This window comes from Neobacillus kokaensis (genome assembly GCF_014656545.1).
Lineage (GTDB): Bacteria > Bacillota > Bacilli > Bacillales > Cytobacillaceae > Neobacillus > Neobacillus kokaensis.
In genome coordinates this window covers 49,743-72,797 of sequence record NZ_BNDS01000026.1, presented here as the reverse complement: position 1 = coordinate 72,797, position 23,055 = coordinate 49,743, and the positions used below count along the sequence as shown (strand labels likewise).

At 40.6% G+C, this 23,055-nt stretch carries 20 protein-coding genes; 14 read left to right on the top strand and 6 right to left on the bottom strand.

Annotated features, from left to right (window positions below; translation table 11 throughout):
* Window positions 1-109: 109 nt before the first annotated feature.
* Together IE222_RS21275 and IE222_RS21270 are read right to left on the bottom strand one after the other, a co-directional pair.
* Window positions 110-1,783, bottom strand: coding sequence for a glycoside hydrolase family 13 protein (locus IE222_RS21275; protein ID WP_191276344.1), 1,674 nt, complete (start codon window positions 1,781-1,783; stop codon window positions 110-112).
* 28 nt (window positions 1,784-1,811) lie between these two features.
* Window positions 1,812-3,575, bottom strand: coding sequence for a glycoside hydrolase family 13 protein (locus IE222_RS21270; protein WP_191276342.1), 1,764 nt, complete (start codon window positions 3,573-3,575; stop codon window positions 1,812-1,814).
* A 262-nt stretch (window positions 3,576-3,837) separates the two neighbouring features.
* Between IE222_RS21270 and IE222_RS21265 the strand changes: the two genes are divergently transcribed.
* From IE222_RS21265 to IE222_RS21245, 5 genes are all read left to right on the top strand, one after another.
* Complete coding sequence (locus IE222_RS21265) at window positions 3,838-5,106, top strand: extracellular solute-binding protein (protein ID WP_191276340.1); 1,269 nt, start codon at window positions 3,838-3,840, stop codon at window positions 5,104-5,106.
* A 220-nt stretch (window positions 5,107-5,326) separates the two neighbouring features.
* On the top strand, window positions 5,327-6,616 hold the full coding sequence (locus tag IE222_RS21260; protein WP_191276338.1) for a carbohydrate ABC transporter permease: 1,290 nt from the start codon (window positions 5,327-5,329) through the stop codon (window positions 6,614-6,616).
* A 1-nt stretch (window position 6,617) separates the two neighbouring features.
* Window positions 6,618-7,460, top strand: coding sequence for a sugar ABC transporter permease (locus IE222_RS21255; protein WP_191276336.1), 843 nt, complete (start codon window positions 6,618-6,620; stop codon window positions 7,458-7,460).
* A gap of 45 nt (window positions 7,461-7,505) precedes the next feature.
* Window positions 7,506-8,555, top strand: coding sequence for a LacI family DNA-binding transcriptional regulator (locus tag IE222_RS21250; RefSeq protein ID WP_191276334.1), 1,050 nt, complete (start codon window positions 7,506-7,508; stop codon window positions 8,553-8,555).
* Window positions 8,552-10,216, top strand: a complete 1,665-nt coding sequence (locus tag IE222_RS21245) for a glycoside hydrolase family 13 protein (protein WP_191276332.1) — start codon at window positions 8,552-8,554, stop codon at window positions 10,214-10,216. The genes IE222_RS21250 and IE222_RS21245 overlap by 4 nt, the downstream gene beginning before the upstream one ends.
* A gap of 26 nt (window positions 10,217-10,242) precedes the next feature.
* On the opposite strand, the gene IE222_RS21240 is transcribed toward IE222_RS21245, so the two are convergent.
* Window positions 10,243-11,004 carry an AraC family transcriptional regulator gene (locus tag IE222_RS21240; RefSeq protein WP_191276330.1) on the bottom strand — a complete coding sequence of 254 codons (762 nt, stop codon included), beginning with the start codon at window positions 11,002-11,004 and terminating at the stop codon, window positions 10,243-10,245.
* A gap of 226 nt (window positions 11,005-11,230) precedes the next feature.
* On the opposite strand from IE222_RS21240, the gene IE222_RS21235 reads away from it, so the two are divergent.
* Together IE222_RS21235 and IE222_RS21230 are read left to right on the top strand one after the other, a co-directional pair.
* Window positions 11,231-12,262, top strand: a complete 1,032-nt coding sequence (locus tag IE222_RS21235) for a Gfo/Idh/MocA family protein (RefSeq protein ID WP_191276328.1) — start codon at window positions 11,231-11,233, stop codon at window positions 12,260-12,262.
* 74 nt (window positions 12,263-12,336) lie between these two features.
* Window positions 12,337-13,305, top strand: coding sequence for a sugar phosphate isomerase/epimerase family protein (locus IE222_RS21230; protein ID WP_191276326.1), 969 nt, complete (start codon window positions 12,337-12,339; stop codon window positions 13,303-13,305).
* Between the two features lie 66 nt (window positions 13,306-13,371).
* Here IE222_RS21230 and IE222_RS21225 read toward each other — a convergent pair whose 3' ends face one another.
* On the bottom strand, window positions 13,372-13,887 hold the full coding sequence (locus tag IE222_RS21225) for a DoxX family membrane protein (RefSeq protein ID WP_191276324.1): 516 nt from the start codon (window positions 13,885-13,887) through the stop codon (window positions 13,372-13,374).
* A gap of 274 nt (window positions 13,888-14,161) precedes the next feature.
* Here IE222_RS21225 and IE222_RS21220 point away from each other — a divergent pair, with 274 nt between their 5' ends.
* Window positions 14,162-16,042, top strand: a complete 1,881-nt coding sequence (locus IE222_RS21220) for a putative bifunctional diguanylate cyclase/phosphodiesterase (RefSeq protein ID WP_191276322.1) — start codon at window positions 14,162-14,164, stop codon at window positions 16,040-16,042.
* Window positions 16,043-16,153: 111 nt separating this feature from the next.
* On the opposite strand, the gene IE222_RS21215 is transcribed toward IE222_RS21220, so the two are convergent.
* Window positions 16,154-17,515, bottom strand: coding sequence for an MATE family efflux transporter (locus tag IE222_RS21215; protein ID WP_191276320.1), 1,362 nt, complete (start codon window positions 17,513-17,515; stop codon window positions 16,154-16,156).
* A 183-nt stretch (window positions 17,516-17,698) separates the two neighbouring features.
* Window positions 17,699-18,088: a YuzC family spore coat inner layer protein gene (locus IE222_RS21210; protein ID WP_502253062.1), complete on the bottom strand. Its 390-nt coding sequence runs from the start codon at window positions 18,086-18,088 to the stop codon at window positions 17,699-17,701.
* A gap of 177 nt (window positions 18,089-18,265) precedes the next feature.
* Between IE222_RS21210 and IE222_RS21205 the strand changes: the two genes are divergently transcribed.
* From IE222_RS21205 to IE222_RS21180, 6 genes are all read left to right on the top strand, one after another.
* Entirely contained in the window at window positions 18,266-19,201 is a 936-nt protein-coding gene (locus tag IE222_RS21205) for a COX15/CtaA family protein (RefSeq protein WP_191276316.1), read from the top strand.
* A gap of 125 nt (window positions 19,202-19,326) precedes the next feature.
* A complete protein-coding gene (locus IE222_RS21200) occupies window positions 19,327-19,665 on the top strand; it encodes a rhodanese-like domain-containing protein (RefSeq protein ID WP_191276314.1) in 339 nt (112 codons plus the stop codon).
* A 19-nt stretch (window positions 19,666-19,684) separates the two neighbouring features.
* Window positions 19,685-20,653: a bile acid:sodium symporter family protein gene (locus IE222_RS21195; protein WP_191276312.1), complete on the top strand. Its 969-nt coding sequence runs from the start codon at window positions 19,685-19,687 to the stop codon at window positions 20,651-20,653.
* Window positions 20,654-20,671: 18 nt separating this feature from the next.
* Window positions 20,672-21,985 (top strand): purine/pyrimidine permease, encoded by a 1,314-nt coding sequence (locus IE222_RS21190; protein ID WP_191276310.1) that lies wholly within the window; start codon window positions 20,672-20,674, stop codon window positions 21,983-21,985.
* Between the two features lie 163 nt (window positions 21,986-22,148).
* Window positions 22,149-22,568, top strand: a complete 420-nt coding sequence (locus IE222_RS21185) for an SRPBCC family protein (protein WP_191276308.1) — start codon at window positions 22,149-22,151, stop codon at window positions 22,566-22,568.
* Window positions 22,569-22,889: an ArsR/SmtB family transcription factor gene (locus IE222_RS21180; protein WP_191276306.1), complete on the top strand. Its 321-nt coding sequence runs from the start codon at window positions 22,569-22,571 to the stop codon at window positions 22,887-22,889.
* Window positions 22,890-23,055: the final 166 nt, after the last annotated feature.

The window sequence follows — 23,055 nt, the reverse complement described above, 5'->3', positions numbered from 1 at the left end:
ACTTTTAGGGGTCACTTCAATGAAAGGGGTGAGGATTTTTTTGAATTTCGCTTTTCCTAAAAAGGATTAACAAAAAACTCCCACATTCCTATGGGCACTTTGTTTTTTATCAACTATTTGTCAACACAATAACCTCATACGGGCGGAGTACATTTGCCCTCTCAGCTTCATAATTTCCTAGTAGAACATGACCATTTTTCAGCATTGCTCCGACTGCTGCATCCTCTACTGTTACTTCTTCTCCGCTAAAATTACATACAACAAGCAGCCATTCATCATTTAGCTTCCGTTCATATACAAACAATTGCGGGTGGTCCTTTACCAGCAGCTCGAAGTCCCCGTCTGTAATGATGTCAAGTTCCTTCCGAAGCTGAATCAATTTTTGATAAAAATAAAAGATAGACTGGGAATCCTCTAAAGCTGCCTTCGCATTTATTTCTTTATATCGAGGGTTCACATTGATCCATGGAGTTCCTGCTGAAAATCCGGCGTTTTTCGTAGCATCCCACTGCATCGGAGTTCTTGCATTATCCCTGCCTTTGACATAAATCGAAGTCATAATCTTCTCATGTGAGTAGCCCAACTCTTTACGCTCATGATACATATTGATGGTCTCGATATCGCGGTAATCATCAAGAGACTCGAACTTCACATTGGTCATGCCGATTTCTTCGCCTTGATAAATATATGGCGTCCCCTGCATGAAGTGGAGACAGGCGGCTAACATTTTCGCAGATTGAACACGATATTTACCATCATCGCCAAACCGGGAAACAATCCGCGGCTGATCATGATTATTCCAATACAAGCTGTTCCAGCCTTTATTATGCAGCGCCATTTGCCATTTAGCGAGATTCTCCTTCAGTTCCACCAAATCAAGCGGCTTCAAATTCCACTTTCCGCCGGGGGCGCTGTCTAAATCCATGTGCTCAAAGGTAAAAATCATATTGACTTCTTTTCTTTCCGGATCGGTGTAAAGTACAGCGTCCGCCGGGGCAGCCCCCGGCATTTCACCAACTGTCATAATTGGATACTTCGACAGGACTGCTTGATTCATTTCCTGTAAGAACTCATGAATTCTAGGCCCGTTCATAAAATACCGGCCACCGTCTCCGTACAGTTGTCCCTCACCTTGATCACCATCTGGCAGCTCCGGGTTTTTAGAAATCATATTGATGACATCCATCCGGAAGCCGTCAATTCCTTTATCAAGCCAAAACTTCATCATGCTGTACACTTCTTCTCGAAGTTTAGGGTTTTCCCAATTCAGATCAGGTTGTTTTTTTGAAAACAGATGAAGGTAATATTCGTCGGGTGTTTCATCATATTGCCATGCCGAGCCGCCGAAAACAGAGCCCCAATTATTTGGCTCTTTGCCGTCTTTTCCTTCCCGCCAAAAATAAAAATCACGGTAAGGATTGTCCTTTGACTTTTTCGATTCAACAAACCATGCATGCTCATCTGATGTATGATTCACTACTAAATCCATCACCAATTTCATGCCAAGGTTATGTACTTCGGTTACCATTATGTCAAAATCCACCATCGTTCCGAATTCATTCATGATTGCTTGATAATTACGGATATCATAGCCATTATCATCATTAGGCGAATCATAAACAGGACTTAACCAGATTACATCTACACCCAATAACTTTAAATAATTCAATTTTTCAATAATTCCCTGGATGTCGCCGATTCCATCTCCGTTAAAATCCCTAAAGCTTCGCGGGTATATTTGATAGACAACGCTTTTCTTCCACCACTCGTCATTAACGCTCATCGTTTTCCCCTCCATACTTAAACTATCATCAATATAACAATAAAATAGCAAACCCCTTAGCTGACAGAGAAACCTCTAATTTTCTACCGGAAACCTCCATCACTTTTGCATCCCAAAGATTCACCACTGTTTTCCCGCTCACATCAACCGGTACTGTGTAGTCAACCACTTTGTTGCTCGTATTAAGAATAACAACAGCGGTTTTACTTGAATCGGATTTCAAATAAGCCAAGCAACAATCATCAGATCCAGGTGAAACAAAGCTAAACTCACCATCATTTGCCAGTAATGGATAGTCGCGGCGGAGGCGGATTAATTTTTGCACATGTATAAATAAATCGCGATTTTGATTTTCTTTTTCCCAAATCATGCACTTGCGGCAGCCGGGATCCATCACACCGGTCATGCCAATCTCATCGCCATAATAGATACAAGGTGAGCCGATAAACGTCAGTAATACTGTAAAAACCTGTTTTACTCTTTCGATATCCTCATCGCACAATGTTAAAATCCTTGCTGTATCGTGGCTGCCGACAAGATTAAAAGCAACCTCATTAACGTTTTTCGGATACATATGAATAACACTGGTCATATATTCTACGAATTCTTTTACCGAAATGCTCTCCTTGGAAAACAAATTCAATATATTCGTCATAAAAGGATAATTCATCACGGCATCAAATTGATCGCCGCGCAGCCATGGCATCGCATCATGCCAGACTTCCCCTAGAATATATAAATCAGGCTTAATCGCCTTCACTTCTTTACGGAACTCGCGCCAAAACGCATGGTCGACTTCATTAGCGACATCCAGCCGCCAGCCATCAATATCAAACTCCTTAACCCAATAGCGACCAACCCCAAGCAAGTATTCCTTCACTTCCGGATTTTCCGTATTTAATTTTGGCATAAAAGGTGTAAAAGCAAACGTATCATAGTTCTGCTGCGTTTCGGTAACTAATGGAAACTCATGAACATGGAACCAACTTTTGAACCGTGAATTATCTCCGTTTTCCAGCACATCCTGAAATTGAGGGAAATAAAAGCCGCTATGGTTGAAAACAGCATCTAACATCACTTTGATGCTGTTTTTATGACAGACCTCGATTAATTTTTTCAAGGTTTCTTTCGTTCCAAACTGCGGATCTATTTCCAAATAGTCGATTGTATCGTATTTGTGGTTCGAATAAGCTTTAAAAATCGGTGTAAAATAGATGCCGCTTATTCCTAATTCCTTTAAATATGGAACCTTTTGAATCACACCTTCTAGATCACCGCCAAAAAAGTTAACGGGTGATGGCTCTTTACTTCCCCATGGAATCACATTTTCAGGATCGTTTTCCTTATTCCCATTTGCAAATCGTTCAGGAAAAATTTGGTACCAAACGGCGTTTTTCACCCATTTAGGGGCTTGGAAAATATCTACATGATTCATAAATGGAAAGGCGAAATAATAGGCTGTATCATCAACAGGCGGCTCAGGATAAAAGCCTTTTTCTGTATAGCAGGCAGTTTCTGAACCATCATCTAAGATAAATCCATAGCGGAGCCGTTTAAAAGGAGGTGTGACTGCCGCAAACCAATAATCAAACAGCTGATCAGACCCGCTTTTTTTCATGGGCTTGGTGGTCGGCTTCCACTGTTTATTATCCCAGTCATACGGGTCACCATGGAGTAAAGCAACTTTTTTTAAATCATCTTTTTTGGTGCGAATCTGGATATGTAACTCATCTGTAGTGCAAACGTATGCATAATTGTCTTTTGGCCGGTGATAAATTGCTTCTTTTAACAATCCAATCAGCTCTCTTTCTCGGAGTATGTGATTTTAATGCTATTTTACTAAAAAGATATCGATTTTCAAAATGATTTAAAGAATCTCATGCCGGAATGATGATAAAAAATTTTTTATAAAAAATGGTTGTAAAATTTTATCTAGGCTTTATAATGAAATTACGTTGTGCAATCGTTTTCGCAAATGTAAGCGCTGCAATAAAAATATGAAGACGGTTTCGCACAGCCCAAATATATTCCTACAATATTCAGGAGGGGACAAAATGAAAAAGACGCTTTCTATTTTCATGATGGTTGTCTTAATGCTTGGTGTTCTTTCAGCTTGTGGTCCAAAAAGAGATGACGCAGGCACAAAAGATACCGGTAAAAAGGAAGAAACAGCAGCAAAACCGGAGAAACTTATTGTTTGGGAAGATAAAGATAAATCAGGCTGGCTTAAAAAGGCAGCGGCTGATTTCGAAAAAGAAAATGGCATCAAAATTGAATTCAAAGAAGTAGAAATGGCTACAAAAATGCGTGACCAGCTGCGTCTTGATGGTCCTGCTGGGACAGGCCCAGATATCGTAACATTACCACACGACCAAATTGGTCAGGTTGCTACAGAAGGACTAATTGCTGAACTTAAAGTAGACCAATCAGTAACAAATAAATTTTCAGATTCATCAATTTCTGCTGAAACATATAATGGAAAACTTTACGGATTACCGAAGTCTTCTGAGACTCCTGTATTTGTTTACAATAAAGATTTGATGAAAGAAGTTCCAAAGACAATGGATGATCTATATACATTCTCTAAGGATTTCACAAAGGATGGAAAATACGGCTTCTTAGCCCTTTGGGATAACTACTATTTTGCTCACGGAATTATCGGCGGTATGGGCGGTTATGTATTCAAAGACAATAACGGTACCCTTGATCCTAATGACATTGGCTTAAATAATGATGGTGCTGTTAAAGGTGCTGAGTATATTCAAAAATGGTATAAAGAAGGATTATTCCCTAAAGGAATCATTGGTGAAAACGGCGGCTCTGCAATGGACGGTCTATTCACTGAAGGTAAGGTAGCGGCGGTTATGAACGGACCTTGGTCATTCCATCCATATAAAGATGCAGGTGTGAACATTGGTATGTCAGCACTTCCAACACTTCCAAATGGTGAACATGTAAAAACATTTATGGGTGTTAAAGGATGGCATGTTTCTGCATTTTCTAAAAACCAAGAATGGGCTACTAAATTCTTAGAGTTTATTACAAATGATGAAAACTCAAAATATCGTTTTGAACAAACGGCTGAAGTTCCAACAAACAAAGCATTGCTAGAAGATCCGGTTATTAAGGATAACGAAGGTGCGAAAGCTGTGGCAGAACAATCACAATATGCGATTCCGATGCCAAACATCCCAGAAATGGGTCAGGTTTGGGATCCAATGGCAAAATCTTTACAAACGATTGTAACTGGCAAAACAAAACCTAAAAAGGCCTTAGATTCTGCCGTAAAACAAATCAAAACTAATATTGAATCTACAAAGTAATATGAAAAGCGCAAGTGCGCCCTGGTCAGAGGTATTTGGCTCTTAAGGATACTAGCCGCTAGGGTACTGGAGCAAGACAATGAAAAGGCAGTACCTCAATTCCCTGGGGTACTGCTCCATTTTCACATATTTAGGGGCTTTATGAGGAAGAAATATTTTCTTCTTGATAAAGCCTCTAAGCTAAAAGAGAGCTTATTTAGTCAAGAAAGGGGAGTTTAGGATGTCAAAAGGGGAAGTATCCTACACAACCAGTCATCGTAAGAAAGCGTTAGCCTTATCCATTATCCCTGGGCTGGGGCAGATTTATAACAAACAAATCTTAAAGGGTGTTTCATTCCTTATTTTGAGTGCTGCGTTCATCTTGGTATTTAAAGATTTATTAAATATTGGTTTATGGGGACTTGTGACATTGGGGGAAATCCCATTTGAAGACCACTCCATTTTTCTTTTAGTGTACGGGATTTTGGCGCTAATTGTTGTTATCTTCGGTCTTGGCTTCTATTTATTTAACTTACGTGATGCGTATAAGGTTGGGAAAAAACGTGATACTCACGAGCCGATAAGCACAATGAAGGAACAGTACCGCAATCTTGTAGATAATGGTTTTCCTTACTTAATTATGTCACCGGGATTTTTACTTTTAGTTTTCGTTGTTATTTTTCCAATTATTTTTGTTATCTTACTTGCATTTACAAACTATGACTTATACCATTCACCGCCAGCAAAGCTTGTTGACTGGGTAGGCTTAAAAAACTTTGTTGAAATCTTTAAAGTTGATATGTGGCGCCAGACCTTCTTCTCCGTACTGGCATGGACATTAGTTTGGACGTTCGTTGCGACTACATTCCAGGTTGCATTGGGAATTTTCCTTGCAATCATTGTCAATCAGAAGGATGTTAAAGGTAAGGCAATAATGAGGACTGTGTTCATTTTACCTTGGGCTGTGCCTGCATTTGTTTCCATCCTTGTATTCGCTGGTATGTTCAATGAATCATTCGGGGCAATTAATCGAGATATTCTTGGCTTCTTCGGAATTGATGGGCTTCCATGGATGACAGAACCTATGTTTACGAGACTTGCATTAATTCTCATTCAAACATGGTTAGGGTTCCCGTTCATTTTCGCAATGGTAACTGGTGTCTTACAATCCATTCCACAAGATCTGTATGAGGCAGCTACCGTTGACGGGGCATCCAACCTTCAAAAGTTTAAAAACATTACTCTGCCGCTTGTGTTATTTGCAACAGCACCTGTGTTAATTACGCAATACACGTTTAATTTTAATAACTTCAACATTATTTACTTATTTAACGGCGGTGGTCCTGCAATTTCAGGACAAAATGCCGGCGGTACAGATATTCTGATTTCATGGATCTATCGACTGACGATGACATCGGCTCAATATTCAAAAGCCGCAACGCTGACAATGTTATTATCAATTATCGTAATTACCGTTGCCATCTGGCAGTTTAGAAGGACGAAATCATTCCAAGAAGAGGATATGATGTGATATGAGTATGAAGAGACAGAAAATCATAAGGCTGACATTAACCTATTTAGTTGTCTTAGTCATGTTTATAATTATTCTATATCCGCTCGCATGGATTATTGGGTCATCGTTTAACCCGGGGCAAAGCCTATCAGGATCTAGCATTATTCCGAAAAATGCAACCCTTGCCCATTATAAAGAGCTTTTTGATATGGAAAAAAGTAATTATGTCTATTGGTATCTTAATTCCCTTAAAGTTAGTATTCTAACTATGATTTTTACCGTTATTCTTGTATGTTTAACGGCCTATTCTTTCTCAAGATATCGTTTTGTCGGCCGTAAAAATGGGCTCGTAACCTTCTTGATTTTACAAATGATTCCTAACTTTGCAGCATTAATCGCCATCTATATTTTGGCTACACTTACAAAGTTAATCGATACCCACTTAGGGTTAATACTTGTTTATGTCGGGGGTCAGATCCCAATGAATACATGGCTGATGAAAGGTTATTTGGATACGATTCCGAAAGAACTTGATGAGTCAGCGAAAATTGATGGTGCCGGGCATCTGCGCATCTTTTTCCAAATCGTGATGCCGCTTGCGACTCCGATTATTGCGGTTGTTGCTTTGTTCGCCTTTATCGCACCATTTGCAGACTTTATAATTGCAAGCATTTTGCTGCGGACGGAAAAAAATTATACGCTGGCTGTGGGACTGTACGATCTTGTTGCTAAGCAGTTTGGTGCTGAATTTACGACCTTTGCTGCAGGTGCCGTATTAATTGCTGTGCCGATTGCGATACTCTTCTTGTCCTTCCAGCGCTTCTTCGTTTCAGGATTGACAGCTGGCGGTACAAAAGGGTAAGAGTATTATATTACTATTTAGCTTCCTTTGAGAGGGGAGAACATTATGACCGTAACGATTAAAGATGTAGCAAGGCTCGCAAATGTGGCACCTTCAACGGTCTCAAGGGTGATTGCGGACAGCCCGCGCATTAGTGAAGAAACAAAGCAAAAAGTAAAAGACGCCATGGAACAGCTTGGCTACCATCCCAATCTAAATGCGAGAAATCTCGCAAGTAAATCAACACAGACGATTGGTTTGGTCATGCCAAGCTCGAAGGATGTGGGGTTCCAGAATCCCTTTTTCCCTACAGTTTTACAAGGGATCAGTGAGGGAGCGCAGGAAAAAAATTATGCCCTGCATATGACAACAGGTAAATCCGAAAAGGAAATTCTTGAGGCTGTCATTCATATGGTCCAGGGAAGGCGCGTTGATGGAGTTGTATTGCTAACCTCGAGAGTGGAGGATCAGGTCGTTTCGTATTTGCGAACAAGAAAATTTCCATTCGTTTTGATTGGGAAGCCTTACAAAGATATCGAGGAAATAACCCATGTTGATAATGATAATGTACGTGCAATGAAAGAGGCGACAGATTATTTAATTCAATTAGGTCATCAACAGATTGCCTTTATTGGTGGAACGAAAGAATTAATTGTAACAGTCGACCGCCAAGATGGATATGAAAAGGCGCTACAAGAAGCGGATATTCCGGTAAAAGGTGAATATATTGTTCATGAAGAATTTTTACGGGAAGGCGGCCAGGAGGCGGTCCGTGAATTAATGGCACTTAAAAAGCCTCCTACAGCACTGGTTGTTGCAGACGACTTTATGGCGCTCGGTGTTCTTAATACACTTGATGAATTAGGAATTAGAGTTCCGGACGACATTTCAATCGTAAGTTTCAATAATGTACTGCTTGCGGAAATGGCAAAGCCGCCATTAACCTCGGTGGATATTAATATATTTGAGCTCGGGTACCAAGCTTCCAAAAATTTAATTCAACTGGTTGAAAATGAGAAAGAACCGACAAAACGGCTGATCATTTCTCATCGTTTAGTAGAGCGCTCATCATGTACCGAGCTAAATACAGCCAGGATTGGAAAGGATTTAATATGAAAAAATTATGGTGGAAAGAAGCGGTTGCCTACCAAATTTATCCTCGCAGCTTTATGGATTCTAACGGGGATGGGATTGGCGACATTAATGGTATACTCTCTAAGCTTGATTATTTAAAGGATTTGGGAATCGATGTCATTTGGGTTTCCCCAATGTACAAATCACCAAATGATGATAATGGGTATGACATCAGTGACTATCAGGAAATCATGGCGGAGTTTGGAACAATGGCGGAGTTTGACCATTTATTAGAAGAAACTCATAAGCGCGGTATGAAATTAATTCTCGACCTCGTCATAAATCATACGAGTGATGAACACCCATGGTTTATTGAATCACGCTCCTCAAAAGACAGCCCGAAGCGCGATTGGTATATTTGGCGGGATGGGAAAAATGGAAAAGAGCCGAATAATTGGGAAAGCATCTTCAGCGGCCCGGCATGGGAATATGATGAACAAACAGATCAGTATTTCATGCATATTTTTTCAAAAAAACAGCCTGATTTAAATTGGGAAAATAAAGCTGTTCGGACTGAACTATATAAGATGATTAACTGGTGGCTAGATAAAGGAATCGACGGGTTCCGCGTTGATGCAATCAGCCATATTAAAAAAGAAAAAGGCCTTAAAAATATGCCGAATCCAAAGGGGCTTAAATATGTTCCCGCCTACGACAAAATGATGAATGTGGAAGGAATTCATTCGTTTCTTGAGGAGTTAAAAGAAGAAACGTTTACCAAATACGATATCATGACGGTTGGAGAAGCAAATGGAGTGACAGTTGAGGATACCAGTGATTTAGAGCTGTGGGTAGGAGAAGTCAAAGGCAAATTTAACATGGTATTTCAATTCGAACATCTCAGCCTTTGGGATGCTGAGAAGAAAAAAGACCTTGATATCATCGAATTAAAAGATGTTTTGTCACGCTGGCAAAAGGCACTTGAGGGCAAAGGCTGGAATGCACTCTTTATTGAAAACCATGACAAAGCGCGGGTTGTTTCTACTTGGGGAAACGACAAGGAATACTGGCGTGAAAGTGCCACAGCCTTTGCGGCAATATATTTTCTCATGCAGGGGACGCCGTTTATTTATCAAGGACAGGAAATAGGCATGACCAATGTGAAATTTGACTCGATTGATGATTATGACGATGTCTCTGCGAAAAATATGTACCGATTAAAACGAGAAGAAGGCGTTCCTCGTAAGGATATATTAGAAATCCTGTGGGCTTCCGGCCGTGATAATTCTCGCACGCCGATGCAATGGTCAGATAAAGCGAATGGCGGGTTTACAACCGGAACTCCTTGGCTGAAGGTGAACCCAAATTATAAAAAAATTAATGTGGAAGCTCAGCAAAAAGACGAAAATTCGATCTTGAATTTTTACAAAAAAATGATCAGTTTGAAGAAGGCAAATGAGGTATTTACGTATGGCGTCTATGATTTGCTGTTAAAGGATGATCCACAGATTTTTGCATATACCCGGACACTGAAAAATGAGAAAGTAATGGTTATAGCTAATCTTTCTTCAAATGATGCTGTGATTGAAGGTTTTACCTTTAAATACGAGCAGCTGCTGTTAAATAACTATGAAGTAAAAGAACATAAATTAACCGATAGGCTTTCATTGAAACCATATGAAACTCGTGTTTACCGGTTATAGAAAAAACGTCCGAAAAGGGCGTTTTTCTATTCTTGCCGTCTAAATGAACCAGGTGATACTCCGTACTTCTTTTTAAATACCTTATGAAAATAGGGATAGGTTCCAAAACCGCATTCCGCAGCAATATGCTCAAGTGTCATGGTTGTGTATTTCATACGGTCGATAGCAATGGATAACCGTATTTCCTGAGCATATTCCATCATAGTTTTACCAACGCTGTTTTTAAATAAATGAACAGAACGGGATATGCTAAGTCCGGCATGGTTCGCTACATCCTCCACTTTAAAAGCTGTTGGTGCATTTTCTTCGATAAATCTCATCATTCGTGTTACCGCATAAGGATGTTTCGTTTCTTTTACTGCTCTTTCAAAAGATATACAGAGAGCTCTCAGCAGGTAGCCGGTCAGCTCTTCATTTTGACTGGATAAAGGACGGCGTTTTTCAAACAGAAGCTGGCGCCATAAAGATAGCAGATGTTCGTTAATATCGATTCGAGAAATGGCCGGTTTTTCGAAACGACTCCACCATTCATCAATCCAATCGCCCTCACATCCAAGGTTATAGTCTCCGCTGTTTTGCCCTTTTTTTATTAACAATTCATAATGATCACCTGGTTTAATCAGCAAAAGGTCCCCTTTCTTGACTGAAAAAGTTTTTCCTTTTACAACGATTTCACAGCTTCCCTCGGTTTGCAGGCGAAATAAATACACCGGGTATCCGGATTTATGCTGTGAGTGATATCCATTTATGTGGTATGAGTAGCCGCAAAATAATATGTTTGTCTCCATGATTTCCCTCTGTCTAACAAAATAGCAAAATAGTAGATGTTTTAATTATATCATCTATGTTTATTTACTAATACACGATATAAGATGTAATCAAATAGGTAATGATTAACCGGTGAAATACTGCGTGCTATTTTCGTTGCGGTGAAATGGGCACACCCAGTTACACTGGATGCTGAGTTTATGGAAATGTAAACCCTTTAGGGGAAATTAAAGGAGGAAAATAATAATGGGTAAATTAAGAGTCGGGGTAATTGGATGCGGGAGTATTGCGCAGCATCGTCATTTACCAGAATATAGAGCGAATAAACACGTAGAGCTTGTTGCAGTCTGTGATATTAATGAAAAACGTGCAAAGGAAACAGCTGAAAAATGGGGGGCTGCCTTCTTTACAAGCTATGAAGAGCTATTAAATAGCGGCACAGTGGATGCGGTTAGCGTTTGTACGTCAAACAATTTTCATGCGCCAGTTTCAATTGCAGCATTAGAAGCAGGTATTCACGTACTTTGTGAAAAACCAATGGCCACCTCCAAACAAGAAGCAGAGGCGATGATCCAAGCTGCAAAAGCAAGCGGCAAAAAATTAATGATTGCTCATAACCAGCGTTTTGTTCCTTCACACGAAAGAGCGCGCAAGTTAATTGCCAGCGGCGAAATTGGCAAAGTTTACAGCTTCCGCACAGCTTTTGGTCATGGCGGTCCTGAGAACTGGAGTGTCGAGGGAAAAGGGGGCTGGTTTTTCCAAAAGGAAAAGGCCTTTGTTGGAGCGATGGGCGACTTGGGTGTCCATAAAACCGACCTGCTTCGCTATATTTTAGGTGAAGAAATTGTTGAAGTCGGAGCCTTTGTAGAAACTAGTGCAAAGAATTTTGCTGATGTCGATGATAACGCAGTCTGTGTATTAAAGACGGAAAGCGGGATTATAGGGACCCTTGCAGCGAGCTGGGCTTATGTAAGCAGGGAAGACAATTCAACAATTATCTATGGGGAGAAAGCGATTCTTCGCTTAGAGGATGATCCTCTCCACTCGCTTATCGTCCAATATGTGAACGGAGAGGTGGTCAAATATGAGCTTGGTAGAATCCAATCGAATGAAGAAGGCGGGCAAAATACCTCTCATGTTATCGAGAAATTTGTTGAGTCGATTTTACTAGACCAAGAGCCTCCGGTTCCAGGTGAGGAAGGCATGAGATCGCTTGAAGTCATTTTGGCTGCACTTGAGTCAAATGAAACAAAACAAATTGTCAGAGTCGGGGAATAATAAAAAACTCTGAATGCACTTCGTCGGAAATTGGCCGTATTTATAGAAATCGTAATAGTGAGGGGAGTTTCTATATGAAGCTAGGTGTTTTTACTGTACTATTTGGGGAAAAATCATTCGAAGAAATGCTGGACACTGTCAAGGTCGCGGGCCTGCATGCCATTGAAATTGGAACAGGCTGTTATCCAGGAAACAGCCATTGTGATTTAGAAGGATTATTGGAAAGCGAGGAGGCCCGCCAAGAGTATATTCAAAAGGTCGAAGAACGAGGGCTTACGATTAGTGCCTTTAGCTGCCACGGAAACCCGATTTCACCTGATAAAGAATTCGCTGCCAGGTCTCATGAAACACTTTTAAAAACAATTAAACTAGCATCGCTGCTTGGTGTACCTGTTGTTAACTGTTTTTCTGGAACAGCTGGGGACCATGATGGGGCAAAGTTTCCCAACTGGCCTGTGACGGCATGGCCAAATGAATATAGTGATGTATTGAAGTGGCAGTGGGAAGAAAAGCTGATTCCATATTGGAAAGAAGCAGGTCAATTTGCGAAGGAGCATAATGTCAAAATTGGACTTGAGCTTCATGGAGGCTTTTTAGTTCATACCCCTTACACACTTTTAAAATTGCGGGAGGAAACCTGCGACGCGATTGGCGCCAATCTAGATCCGAGCCATTTATGGTGGCAGGGAATTGACCCAGTTGCTGCGATTAAGATATTAGCAAAGGAAAATGCTATACATCATTTCCATGCTAAAGATACTTATATTGATCAAGATAATGTTAATATGTATGGTTTAACTGATATGCAGCCATATGGGGAGGTACGTACCCGTGCTTGGACATTCCGCTCCGTTGGCTGTGGTCATAGTTTAAAGGAATGGTCTGATATGATGAGCGCCCTCCGTACTTATGGTTATGATTATGTTGTAAGTATTGAGCACGAAGACCCAATTATGTCAATTGACGAAGGGTTCAAACGTGCAGTCACTAATTTAAAGTCCGTTTTAATAGAGGAAACTGTATCGGATATGTGGTGGGTATAGAGGAACATTCGAAAAAACAAGCGCTTCCTATTAGCTAGAAGCGCTTGTTTTTGATTATTTTCTAGTTTAAACAACTGCTTTAGAATGGTCTTTACCATCTTTTGTTTTAGCTGCTTTTCTAATAAACGGAACCACCCAGCGGTCTAAGCCGATTCTGCCGGCGTTGTATCCTGCTGTTAGGATGATGAAACCGAGGAAAATATCTCTTGGGTTATGTGATACTGTACCAGCCAGGAAGAAAGCGAAGTTCATTACTAGGCCGAAAAACATAGCAGATGTGGTTAAGCAGCCAAGGAGCAGCCCTAAACCAACCAATAATTCTCCCCAAGGAACGATGAAGTTGAAAATATCTACATTCGGCAAGGCAAAGCTTTGTAAGAAGTTCACATACCAGCCGAATACGACCGCACCATCTGGTCCTTTAACCGGATTGGCAATTGCTCCTTTTAAGAATCCGGAAGCATCAAAACCTCCCATTACTTTGTGTAATCCTGCAGTGAACCAAGAATATCCTAGATATAAGCGAATGACCGTTAGAATGATGGCAGAGACTTTACTTTCTCTTAAAAACTTGTTAACCATTTTTCATTCCGCCTTTCATTTGTATTTTGTTTCTTTCTACTTCCAATATATTTCATTTTTGGTTAAAAAACATAAAAATTGAAGTGAGTTCAAAGTTTGTTCGAAATGTTTTGACAAAGCTTTGAACACTGAAAAAAGTAAGAACAGAGCTCGTATTTACAGGGTCTCACTTGTTTTAATCGAGTAAAATTGAATTGAGTAATAAGTCTTTTTTTTGTTATGTTAAATAAAACTAGGTGTGGGATTAAACGTAAGAAATAAAGGAGTAAACCGCATGAGAATGAAAGCATTAAACCATAAAATTGTTTGGACACTTCTATTTTTTCTGCTTATTCTGATTGAACTGGTAGATATAATTGCTTCATTCTTTTTTCCTTCCATAAAAATTTTTAGAGTTACTGCTGTTATTCTCCTTATGGCAACAATCCCTTATTTTTTATTTACAGTAAAAAGGATGAGTTTAAAGAATCAGGAGTATGAGCAAAACAAAACAAAATTAAATAATATTTTTGATACACTTGATGTTGCAATCTGGTCACATGATTTAAAGACGGATGAGCTGCTTATTACCCCTGGGATTGAAAAACTATATGGTTATTCATTAGAAGATTTTTATCAGGACCCGCTTTTATGGAAAAAAGTAATTTATGCGGAGGACTTACCAGTTATAGCAGAAAGAGAAGAGAAAACTGCTATGGGGGAATCGGTGACAAGTGAATACCGGATTATCCGGCCTAATGGTGATGTACGCTGGATTCTTGATAGAGGATTTCCAATTGTAGATGAAAAGGGAAGCTTGGTTTATTTTTCTAGTGTTTTGTTTGATATTACTGATCGGAAGAAAGTAGAGACAACAATTAAAACAATGGCTTATTATGATTCATTGACAGGGCTGCCAAATCGAAATAAATTCAGACAGCATCTTGATACGCTGCTAAACAATAATAGGACTAAGCTATTAGCTGTTTTATTCCTAGATGTCGACCGGTTTAAGATTATTAATGATACAAAAGGGCATTCCGTTGGAGATTTAGTTTTGCAAGAAGTAGCCAAGAGACTAGAAGCTGCAGTTCAAAAAGCAGGCCTGGTGTCCCGGCAAGGCGGTGACGAATTTTTGATCGTTCTTGAGGGTACTGACAGGGAAAAGGCAGCAGTAATTGCAGGCCGGATTCTCCAGGAGTTTGTTCAGCCATTGTATGTAGAAACCTTAGAATTTTTTGTGACGCCAAGCATTGGCATAAGCCTTTACCCTGACCATGGATTGGACGAGGAAACGCTGATCAAAAATGCAGATACAGCAATGTATAAGGCAAAGGAACGTGGGAATCAAGTTGTATTTTATTCCTCAACTCTTAATGGAATCTCAGTTCGAAAAATGGAACTGGAAAATGGTTTGCGGAAAGCAATAGAGAAAAATCAGCTGCAGCTTTTTTATCAGCCGCAGGTGTCATTGGCGACTGGACAGATTGTTGGAGCAGAGGCATTAATTCGCTGGCAGCATCCGGACCATGGGTTTATACCACCGTGCGAATTTATTCCATTAGCAGAGGAAACCGGCCTGATTGTTCCGATTGGAAAGTGGATACTAATAGAAGCCTGCAAGCAGAAAAAAGCATGGGAACAAAACGGAATTTCTGGTTTTCCAATTGCGGTGAATGTATCTGTCCGCCAATTTGAAGATGAGCAGTTTATAGAGCATGTTGCGGAGGTTCTCGAGGAAACGGGCCTTGAGTCTGGTCACCTGGAGCTGGAAATTACAGAATCCATTACTCAAAACCTTGAACTGTCCTCTAAAACATTAAAGCAATTAAAGGACATGGGCGTTATTCTAGCAATCGATGATTTTGGCACTGGCTATTCTTCGCTAAGTTATTTAAAGCATCTTCCAATTGATAAAATTAAAATTGATAAGTCTTTTGTTGATGATATCCGTCAGGCAACTACCTATCGGTCGATGGTGAAGACGATTATTGATATGGGGTTAAATCTTGATTTTACGGTAATTGCAGAGGGAATTGAAACCGAAGAGCAGCTTAGATTTTTACAGAAAAACGACTGCCACATTGGACAAGGGTATTATTTTAGTAAACCATTACCGGCGGAGCAGGTGAAAGAATTGCTTTTGAAAGGGAATGGAAAGTTGGTTGACTTGTAGGCGACCATAATCCGGAAAACGCTGGCAGTACGGCAGCCCATTGATTTATAGGCGAACGGGAGCACGGGAAAAAGTAGCCGCTCCCTCGCCAATAATTGTTTAATAGGACACTTATGCAGGCACGCCTGCTTTTCTTCTTATTATCCGCTCCCATGGTTTCATCAACCAGCGCTTGGTGGCGAAGATGCCTCGAAGCCATTCGTCTGCACCCTGGGCTAGCCATATTCCCAGCAAGCCTAATCCGAAATGAATGCCAAGCAGGTAACTTAAGGAAACAGCCACTCCCCACATTGACACGATCCCAATGACAACTGGGAAACGGACATCGCCGGCAGACTTTAACGAGCTCATGAGGACGATATTCATCGCTCTTCCGGGTTCAACGAAAACAATTGCCCATAAAACCGGGATTCCAACCGCGATAATACTTGGATCCTCAGTAAAAGTCTCTAAAATCGGTACCCCTGTAAGCGCAATGAAGATTGAAGTCACCAGCGAAGCAACCATAGAGATTTTTAGTGTACGGAGGCCGCGCTGTAGAGCCCTATCAAATTGTTTTGCTCCAATATAGCGTGCCACTAATAGCTGGGTACCTTGAGCAATCGCAAGCGTGAACAGAAAACAAATCATATTAATATTTAAAATGTACACCCTTGCTGCAAGGGAAGCTGTTCCAAGCGAAACGACGATACTGGTAATAACAAGCTGGGATAATTGATAGGAAAGGTTTTCACCTGCTGAGGGAATTCCGATTGCAAGTACCCCTTTAATATCTTCTTTTTTCGCATGAATGACATCTTTTAATGTGAGATCTAAAGATAGTCGATTGTATACGAGATAGATTAGAGCGACGACGGCAAAAGCACGTGCAGCAACCATGGCCCACGAAACACCGCTTACCCCTGTAACCGGGATTCCCAATAAACCGCTGATGGCAATAATATTTCCCCCTAAACTGATGATATCCATGAGGATGGTAACCATCATCGATTCTTTTGTATATCCATAACTCCTTAATGTCGCACTTAATGCAAGAGAAATGGATTCAAAAAACAGGGAAATGCCGCATATCCGGACGAATATTAGGCCATAATCAAAAACCTCTCCATGAATATCAAATAATCGTAATAGATATTCCCCATAGAAAAAGACAAAGACTGCAATAATCATCCCGAACCAAAAATTTAATCCGAAAACCGACCGCGATAGCTGCCGTGCTTTATGCAGCCGGCCGGCTCCGAGATTTTGACTGATTAAGACAGTGGCCCCAATCGATGTAACGTTAAAAACTAAAATAAAGATGTTTAATAGCTGATTGGCCACCCCAACACCCGCTGCTGCAGCATCTGAGTAATGGCTTAGCATAAATGTCGCCATGATGCCCATTCCCATATGAAGGGCCAGCTCAATAAAAAGCGGCCAAGAAATACTAAACAAGGTTTGATCATGATACTTTGCCGTTTGTTCCTCCAAAGATGTAACTCCTTTTTTCTAGTAAAGTAGTAAAATATATGCTCCATTTTACTACTTTTTTTAGCAGACATAAATACTAAATGCTGGAGATCTCAATGATACACATAAAGGTTTGGGGGAATTTTTTTAAAAAAAGTCCTGTAATAGTTGGATAGTGTTACAAGCCTGCAGGAGAGTTTTTAGTTATTCACCCCATTTCATATTTATATTTAGCGTGCAACAGTTGAAGGGGCTGGTTGTGCCTGAATTCGTTGATAATTCAAATATTACACCTGATGGGGAAAAGGTGGTTTTTACAGGGACCTTAAGACCAATGGATTTAATCAACTGATCTACCTCAGCCTGTTTTCCCTGCTGAGCGGCATTCATTACTTTTTTGGAAAATTGAAGTTCAGCTAATCGATCCAGCAGTATACTCCCTTGCTGCATTAATATTTTGAATGATTGGATGGAATGGGAAAAAATTTTTGTATCGACGGGCGGGTAACTGCGGGGAGGCTGATAGTTCATCATAGAGGCTGAGAATGGCGGCATATATGGATTAGCCGGATAGTGATAATAGTTGTAATACATGATGATCACGTTCCCTTCCATTAAAAAACACAAGGCATTATACGGTATGTGATCAAGGGGGGATAGGTACTTTGTACCTTTAAAGAGGAAACGTGATACATATCACCGAAATGATTGTCCTAATCTGGTAAATTTGATGATGTATCCTAAATATTCATAAAATTCGGAGGGTGAATCGTGACAATCAAACGGTTAGCATTTATTTGCATCGTCCTAACGTATTTTCTTATTGTGTTTGGCGGCTATGTCGCCTCATCCGAATCTGGCATGGGGTGCGGTCCGGAATGGCCATTATGTAATGGAGAAGTGATTCCAACTTTACAGGGAGAAACATTAATTGAGTTTATGCACCGGATAATAGGAGCTTTACTTGGTGGGTTATCTATTCTGTTATTTTTCAAACTAATGCGTGAAAAAATGGGCTATACTGCCCGCTTTGTTTCTGTGATGATGATTGGTCTGTTAATTATTCAGGTACTTCTCGGAGCGGTAGTGGTAGTGCTTGATTTGCCTTCAATCATCATTAGCATTCATTTACTTGTGGCTTTTGTTTTTTTGGCTTGTTTAATATGGTTATGGAGATATTCTGGTGAGGAACGTATAACACAAATGACCTTAAAGGCAGCGGATCATGGTAGAATTATAAAACATGTTAACAACTTACTAATTTTGCTGCTCTTGACACTGGCATTTGGCGCCTATATTAAGCACGAGACCTATGGTTTGGCCTGTGGATGGTTCGGCTGCAGGCAAACGTTTTTACCTTCAACTACACCAGAACTGCTGCAAACCATTCACCGAGGCTTAGCAGTTATTTCCACGATTTATATCATTCTACTTACCTATTGGGCTTTTTCGAAGAAATGGGGCAGGAACCTGCAAAGACGTTTTCTGCTTTGCTCCTTGCTTGTATTATTCCAGCTGGTAATAGGTACTTTCGTAATTGAATCATTTATTGCGATTCCCTGGGCAGTGGTTCATCTTGCTATTGCTGCCGCTTTGTTTGCCTTTATTAGTGAGGCAAGGGTTTACGCTGGAGGAAGAGTGATGCAATCGCTAGCAAGCGGATCACTTATTGGGGAATGCACGGAGAGCAGGATAGGAGAGGTATAGATTAACTTCAAAAGCGCTTGGAAGGGGTGTGCAGCCTTCCAGGCGCTTTTATTAATTGGCTCTTTTTCAGTTCCTGAAGAGTTCTGTTCCATGTTATGATAAGCTTTGAATTGGAGGTGTTTTAGATGATCAAAAAAATTACACCAAGGGAGCTTCATTTAAGGCTTCAAGGTGAGGAAAAGGTTATGCTGCTAGATGTTCGGGCAGAAGAAAAATACAATCAATTTCATATAGCAGAACCGAATTTGGAAAGCACAAATATTCCTAAAACGATTATATTTGGACTTGAAGAAACTGGTAAAGAACTGTCGCTGCCTAAAGACCAGGAAATTGTTGTAACTTGTACCACTGGAAATTCGGCAGCAAAATGTGCGGATATTCTGGACCAGAAGAATTATCAAGTTATTCTATTAGAGGGCGGTATTACAGCATGGAAAGATTATCTGAAGTCACTCGAAGGCTGAATAGGGAAGTGACCCTTGTATGCTTCAAAAACTAAATAAACAACTAGAAAAAATAATGCCCCTAATAACGCCGGTAAGTGTCATCACTGGCGTTTTATTGAGCACTTATATTAAAGATTATTCCTTTTTAATTCCGTGGATCTTTGCCTTCATGACGTTTGCTGGAAGTTTAAGCTCCAATTTTAAGTCTCTTAAAGATGTCATGATCCATCCGTTTCCGATTTTTGTCGCAATGATGATTCTCCATATTTTAATGCCGATGTGGGCTTGGGGAGTCGGGCATGTGGTATTCCCAAATGATGCCTACACGATTACCGGGCTTATTTTAGCTATGGTCATTCCAACTGGGATTACGAGCTTTATTTGGGTGTCGATCTATAAAGGGAATATCCCGATGGTTTTATCGGTCATCTTAATTGATACCTTGCTTTCACCGCTGATTGTGCCTTATTCTCTATCACTAATTATGGGTCAAAAAATTGAAATGGACTATCTTGACATCATGAAGGGTCTTATGGGAATGGTCGTTATTCCTTCCATCATCGGCATGTTGTTAAATCAACTGACAAAGGGAAAAATAAAGGATCAACTAGGGTCTCATTTGGCGCCATTTACGAAAATTGGGATTGGTGTAACAGTTATGCTAAACGGTGCTGTTGTTGCACCATACTTAAAAAATATAGATTGGAAACTTGCGGCTATTACATTAGTGGTCTTTTTTATCGCGTTAACTGGCTACTTGTTTTCATTTTTCATTGGACGGCTGTTAATAAAAGAACGCGATTCAGTGATTACGCTGACTTTTTCAGGCGGAATGAGAAATATCAGTGCCGGTGCCGTAATTGGCGTTACTTATTTTCCGCCGGCGGTTGCTGTTCCCGTTGTCATCGGAATGCTTTTCCAACAAGTCCTTGCCTCTTTAAGCGGCTATTTTATCGCTAGTTACTATGATAAAAGGCTGGAAAAGCAAGATTCTGTTGCTGTATAGAAAGAAGGTTTTGAAATTATGACTGATTTAAGCAAAAAGGACAGCGGCTGGTTATCAGGGATACAAGGTATTCAGTGGGCTGCTTTCATGCTGACCAATATCATCGCTGTACCCGTTGTCGTCGGCCCAGTTTTTCATATGTCGCCGGCAGAAATCTCAACCTTCATGGAGAGAATGCTATTTGTCAGCGGGGCCGCGACATTATTCCAAATCTTTTTTGGCCACCGGCTTCCCGTTGTCGAAGGGGCTGCAGGAATGTGGTGGGCGATCTTTATTCTGCTGGGCACCATGAGCGCCCCAGGTGAGCAGGCTGATGTGCTCCAGCAATTGGAAATGGGCCTGATTATAGGCGGCATTTTTTTAGCCATCTTAGGATTTTTACCGATTATTGAAAAAATCCGCATACATTTTACCCCGATTGTTACTGGCGTATATTTAATGTTACTTGGCAGCCAGCTTAGCGGCTCGTTTTTTCGCAGTATGCTTGGAATTAATGCGACGGGACATATAAGCGGTAAAATTGCACTTATTTGTTTGATTGAAATTATTATCATTCTAACAATATCGTTAAAAGCAAATGGTATTTTAAAAAGCATGGGTCCTTTTTTCGGAATTGTAGCCGGCTGGCTGCTGTTTCACTATTTCGGATTAATTCACGCTGGAAAGGTCTACGAGCCGTCAAGCTGGTTTCGGGTGCCGAAGATCTTTGCTTGGGGGCCGCCAGAATTTGATCTTGGGATTGTTTTAACCTCACTAATTACGTCAATCGTTTTGATTTCGAATGTAATTGCCACTATTTTAATAATGGGAATAACTTTGGATAAGGAGATCACTTCAAAACAATACCAGCGAGGGCTTTTTGGTAACGGGGTAGGCTTATTCATTTCAGGAATTTTTTCCGTTGTTGGTGTTGTGCCCTTGTCCATTGCGGCAGGTTTTATTAGCACAACAGGTATTAAAAAAATGAAGCCATTAATAATTGGTGCTGCATTGATAATGGCAGCGGGCTTTTTCCCATATATCGGCGGTTTTTTAGCCACCCTGCCGTTAGAGGTAGCATATGCGTCCTTATTTATTCCGTTTTCGCAGCTGATGGGCTTTGGAATACGTGATTTAATGGGGGTTGAGCCGTCTTCGAGAAATTTACTTGTCGTTGGCCTTTCCTTAATGGCCGGGATCGGCTTAATGTTTATGCCGGCTGATGCATTTGCAAATGTTGCACCATGGTTAAGAAATATTGTTTCAAATGGGCTTATTGTTGGATTAATTTTTTGTTTATTGCTTGAACATGTGATTTTTCGAGCCCCGAAAACTGCTGTAACGACGAAATAGTATGCTGCATCCCTTCACCGATGATGGTGAGGGGAGTTTTTTTATAAAAAAATTGGAACACTTAAAAAGAAAATTTTTTTGTTGACATGAAACCAAATGGTTTTATATACTGATAAAGTGAAACCAAAAGGTTTTATATTTTGGAAAGAAAGCAGGAGAGTTCATGCAAAATACATTACCAGATATAAAGCAGACAGTAGTGATTGAGGCGCCGATTGAAAAGGTTTGGGCGCATGTTTCCACTGCTGAAGGAATTGCAGAATGGTTGATGCCTAATGATTTTAAGCCTGAAGTAGGACAAGAGTTTCATTTACAATCCCCATTTGGTCCATCACCTTGTAAGGTAACAGAGTTTGATCCGCCAAATAAGCTTTCTTTCACATGGGACACAGATGGCTGGTTTGCCTCGTTTATTTTAAAAGAGCTGGGGGATAAAACCGAGTTTACCTTGATTCATGGCGGTTGGAAAGAACCTGATGCAATCGTTGAAAAAGCTCAGCGAAAGGCTTCGGAAATTCGCGATATGATGTCTCAAGGCTGGGCTGGCATCGTTCAGAAGCTTAAGAGGATTGTGGAGGGCTAAGTGTCACAAACGGCGCAAAAGCATGATGTTTTTCAAGCGATTGCTGATCCCACTCGCAGAGAGGTACTAAAGTTATTAGCGGAAAAAGAGTTACCGATTTCAGAAATTACCTCGCACTTTCCAATGAGCCGAACGGCCATTGCTAAGCATCTCAAAGTTTTAACGGATGCTGAATTGGTAAGCGGCCGTAAGCAGGGGAGAGAAAAAATCTATCGGCTACATCCGGAACCATTAACGGAGCTGCGGCGCTTTTACGAGCAATTCTGGAGCAACAAGCTATCGGTTTTGAAATATGTTGTGGAGAATGACAAGGAAAAATAGTTTTGATTTGAGCTAGAAGCGGGGACTTCTAGCTTTTTTGCTGCTTTGGAGTGCTTAAGGAAAGTGGGGGGCATGGTGGTTATAGGCGGCCGAGGGTAGCGTAGAAGGGGTATTGGCGACCGAGAGACAGAGAAAAAGCGTCTGCGGGTAGCGTAGAAAGGGTATT

Coding starts and splice junctions, on each gene's coding strand:
- IE222_RS21240 (WP_191276330.1), bottom strand. CDS start 11,004: ATGGAGACAAACATATTATTTTGCGGCTACTCATACCACATAAATGGA.
- IE222_RS21275 (WP_191276344.1), bottom strand. CDS start 1,783: ATGAGCGTTAATGACGAGTGGTGGAAGAAAAGCGTTGTCTATCAAATA.
- IE222_RS21235 (WP_191276328.1), top strand. CDS start 11,231: ATGGGTAAATTAAGAGTCGGGGTAATTGGATGCGGGAGTATTGCGCAG.
- IE222_RS21230 (WP_191276326.1), top strand. CDS start 12,337: ATGAAGCTAGGTGTTTTTACTGTACTATTTGGGGAAAAATCATTCGAA.
- IE222_RS21250 (WP_191276334.1), top strand. CDS start 7,506: ATGACCGTAACGATTAAAGATGTAGCAAGGCTCGCAAATGTGGCACCT.
- IE222_RS21255 (WP_191276336.1), top strand. CDS start 6,618: ATGAGTATGAAGAGACAGAAAATCATAAGGCTGACATTAACCTATTTA.
- IE222_RS21220 (WP_191276322.1), top strand. CDS start 14,162: ATGAGAATGAAAGCATTAAACCATAAAATTGTTTGGACACTTCTATTT.
- IE222_RS21225 (WP_191276324.1), bottom strand. CDS start 13,887: ATGGTTAACAAGTTTTTAAGAGAAAGTAAAGTCTCTGCCATCATTCTA.
- IE222_RS21195 (WP_191276312.1), top strand. CDS start 19,685: ATGCTTCAAAAACTAAATAAACAACTAGAAAAAATAATGCCCCTAATA.
- IE222_RS21190 (WP_191276310.1), top strand. CDS start 20,672: ATGACTGATTTAAGCAAAAAGGACAGCGGCTGGTTATCAGGGATACAA.
- IE222_RS21245 (WP_191276332.1), top strand. CDS start 8,552: ATGAAAAAATTATGGTGGAAAGAAGCGGTTGCCTACCAAATTTATCCT.
- IE222_RS21200 (WP_191276314.1), top strand. CDS start 19,327: ATGATCAAAAAAATTACACCAAGGGAGCTTCATTTAAGGCTTCAAGGT.
- IE222_RS21265 (WP_191276340.1), top strand. CDS start 3,838: ATGAAAAAGACGCTTTCTATTTTCATGATGGTTGTCTTAATGCTTGGT.
- IE222_RS21260 (WP_191276338.1), top strand. CDS start 5,327: ATGTCAAAAGGGGAAGTATCCTACACAACCAGTCATCGTAAGAAAGCG.
- IE222_RS21210 (WP_502253062.1), bottom strand. CDS start 18,088: ATGTATTACAACTATTATCACTATCCGGCTAATCCATATATGCCGCCA.
- IE222_RS21185 (WP_191276308.1), top strand. CDS start 22,149: ATGCAAAATACATTACCAGATATAAAGCAGACAGTAGTGATTGAGGCG.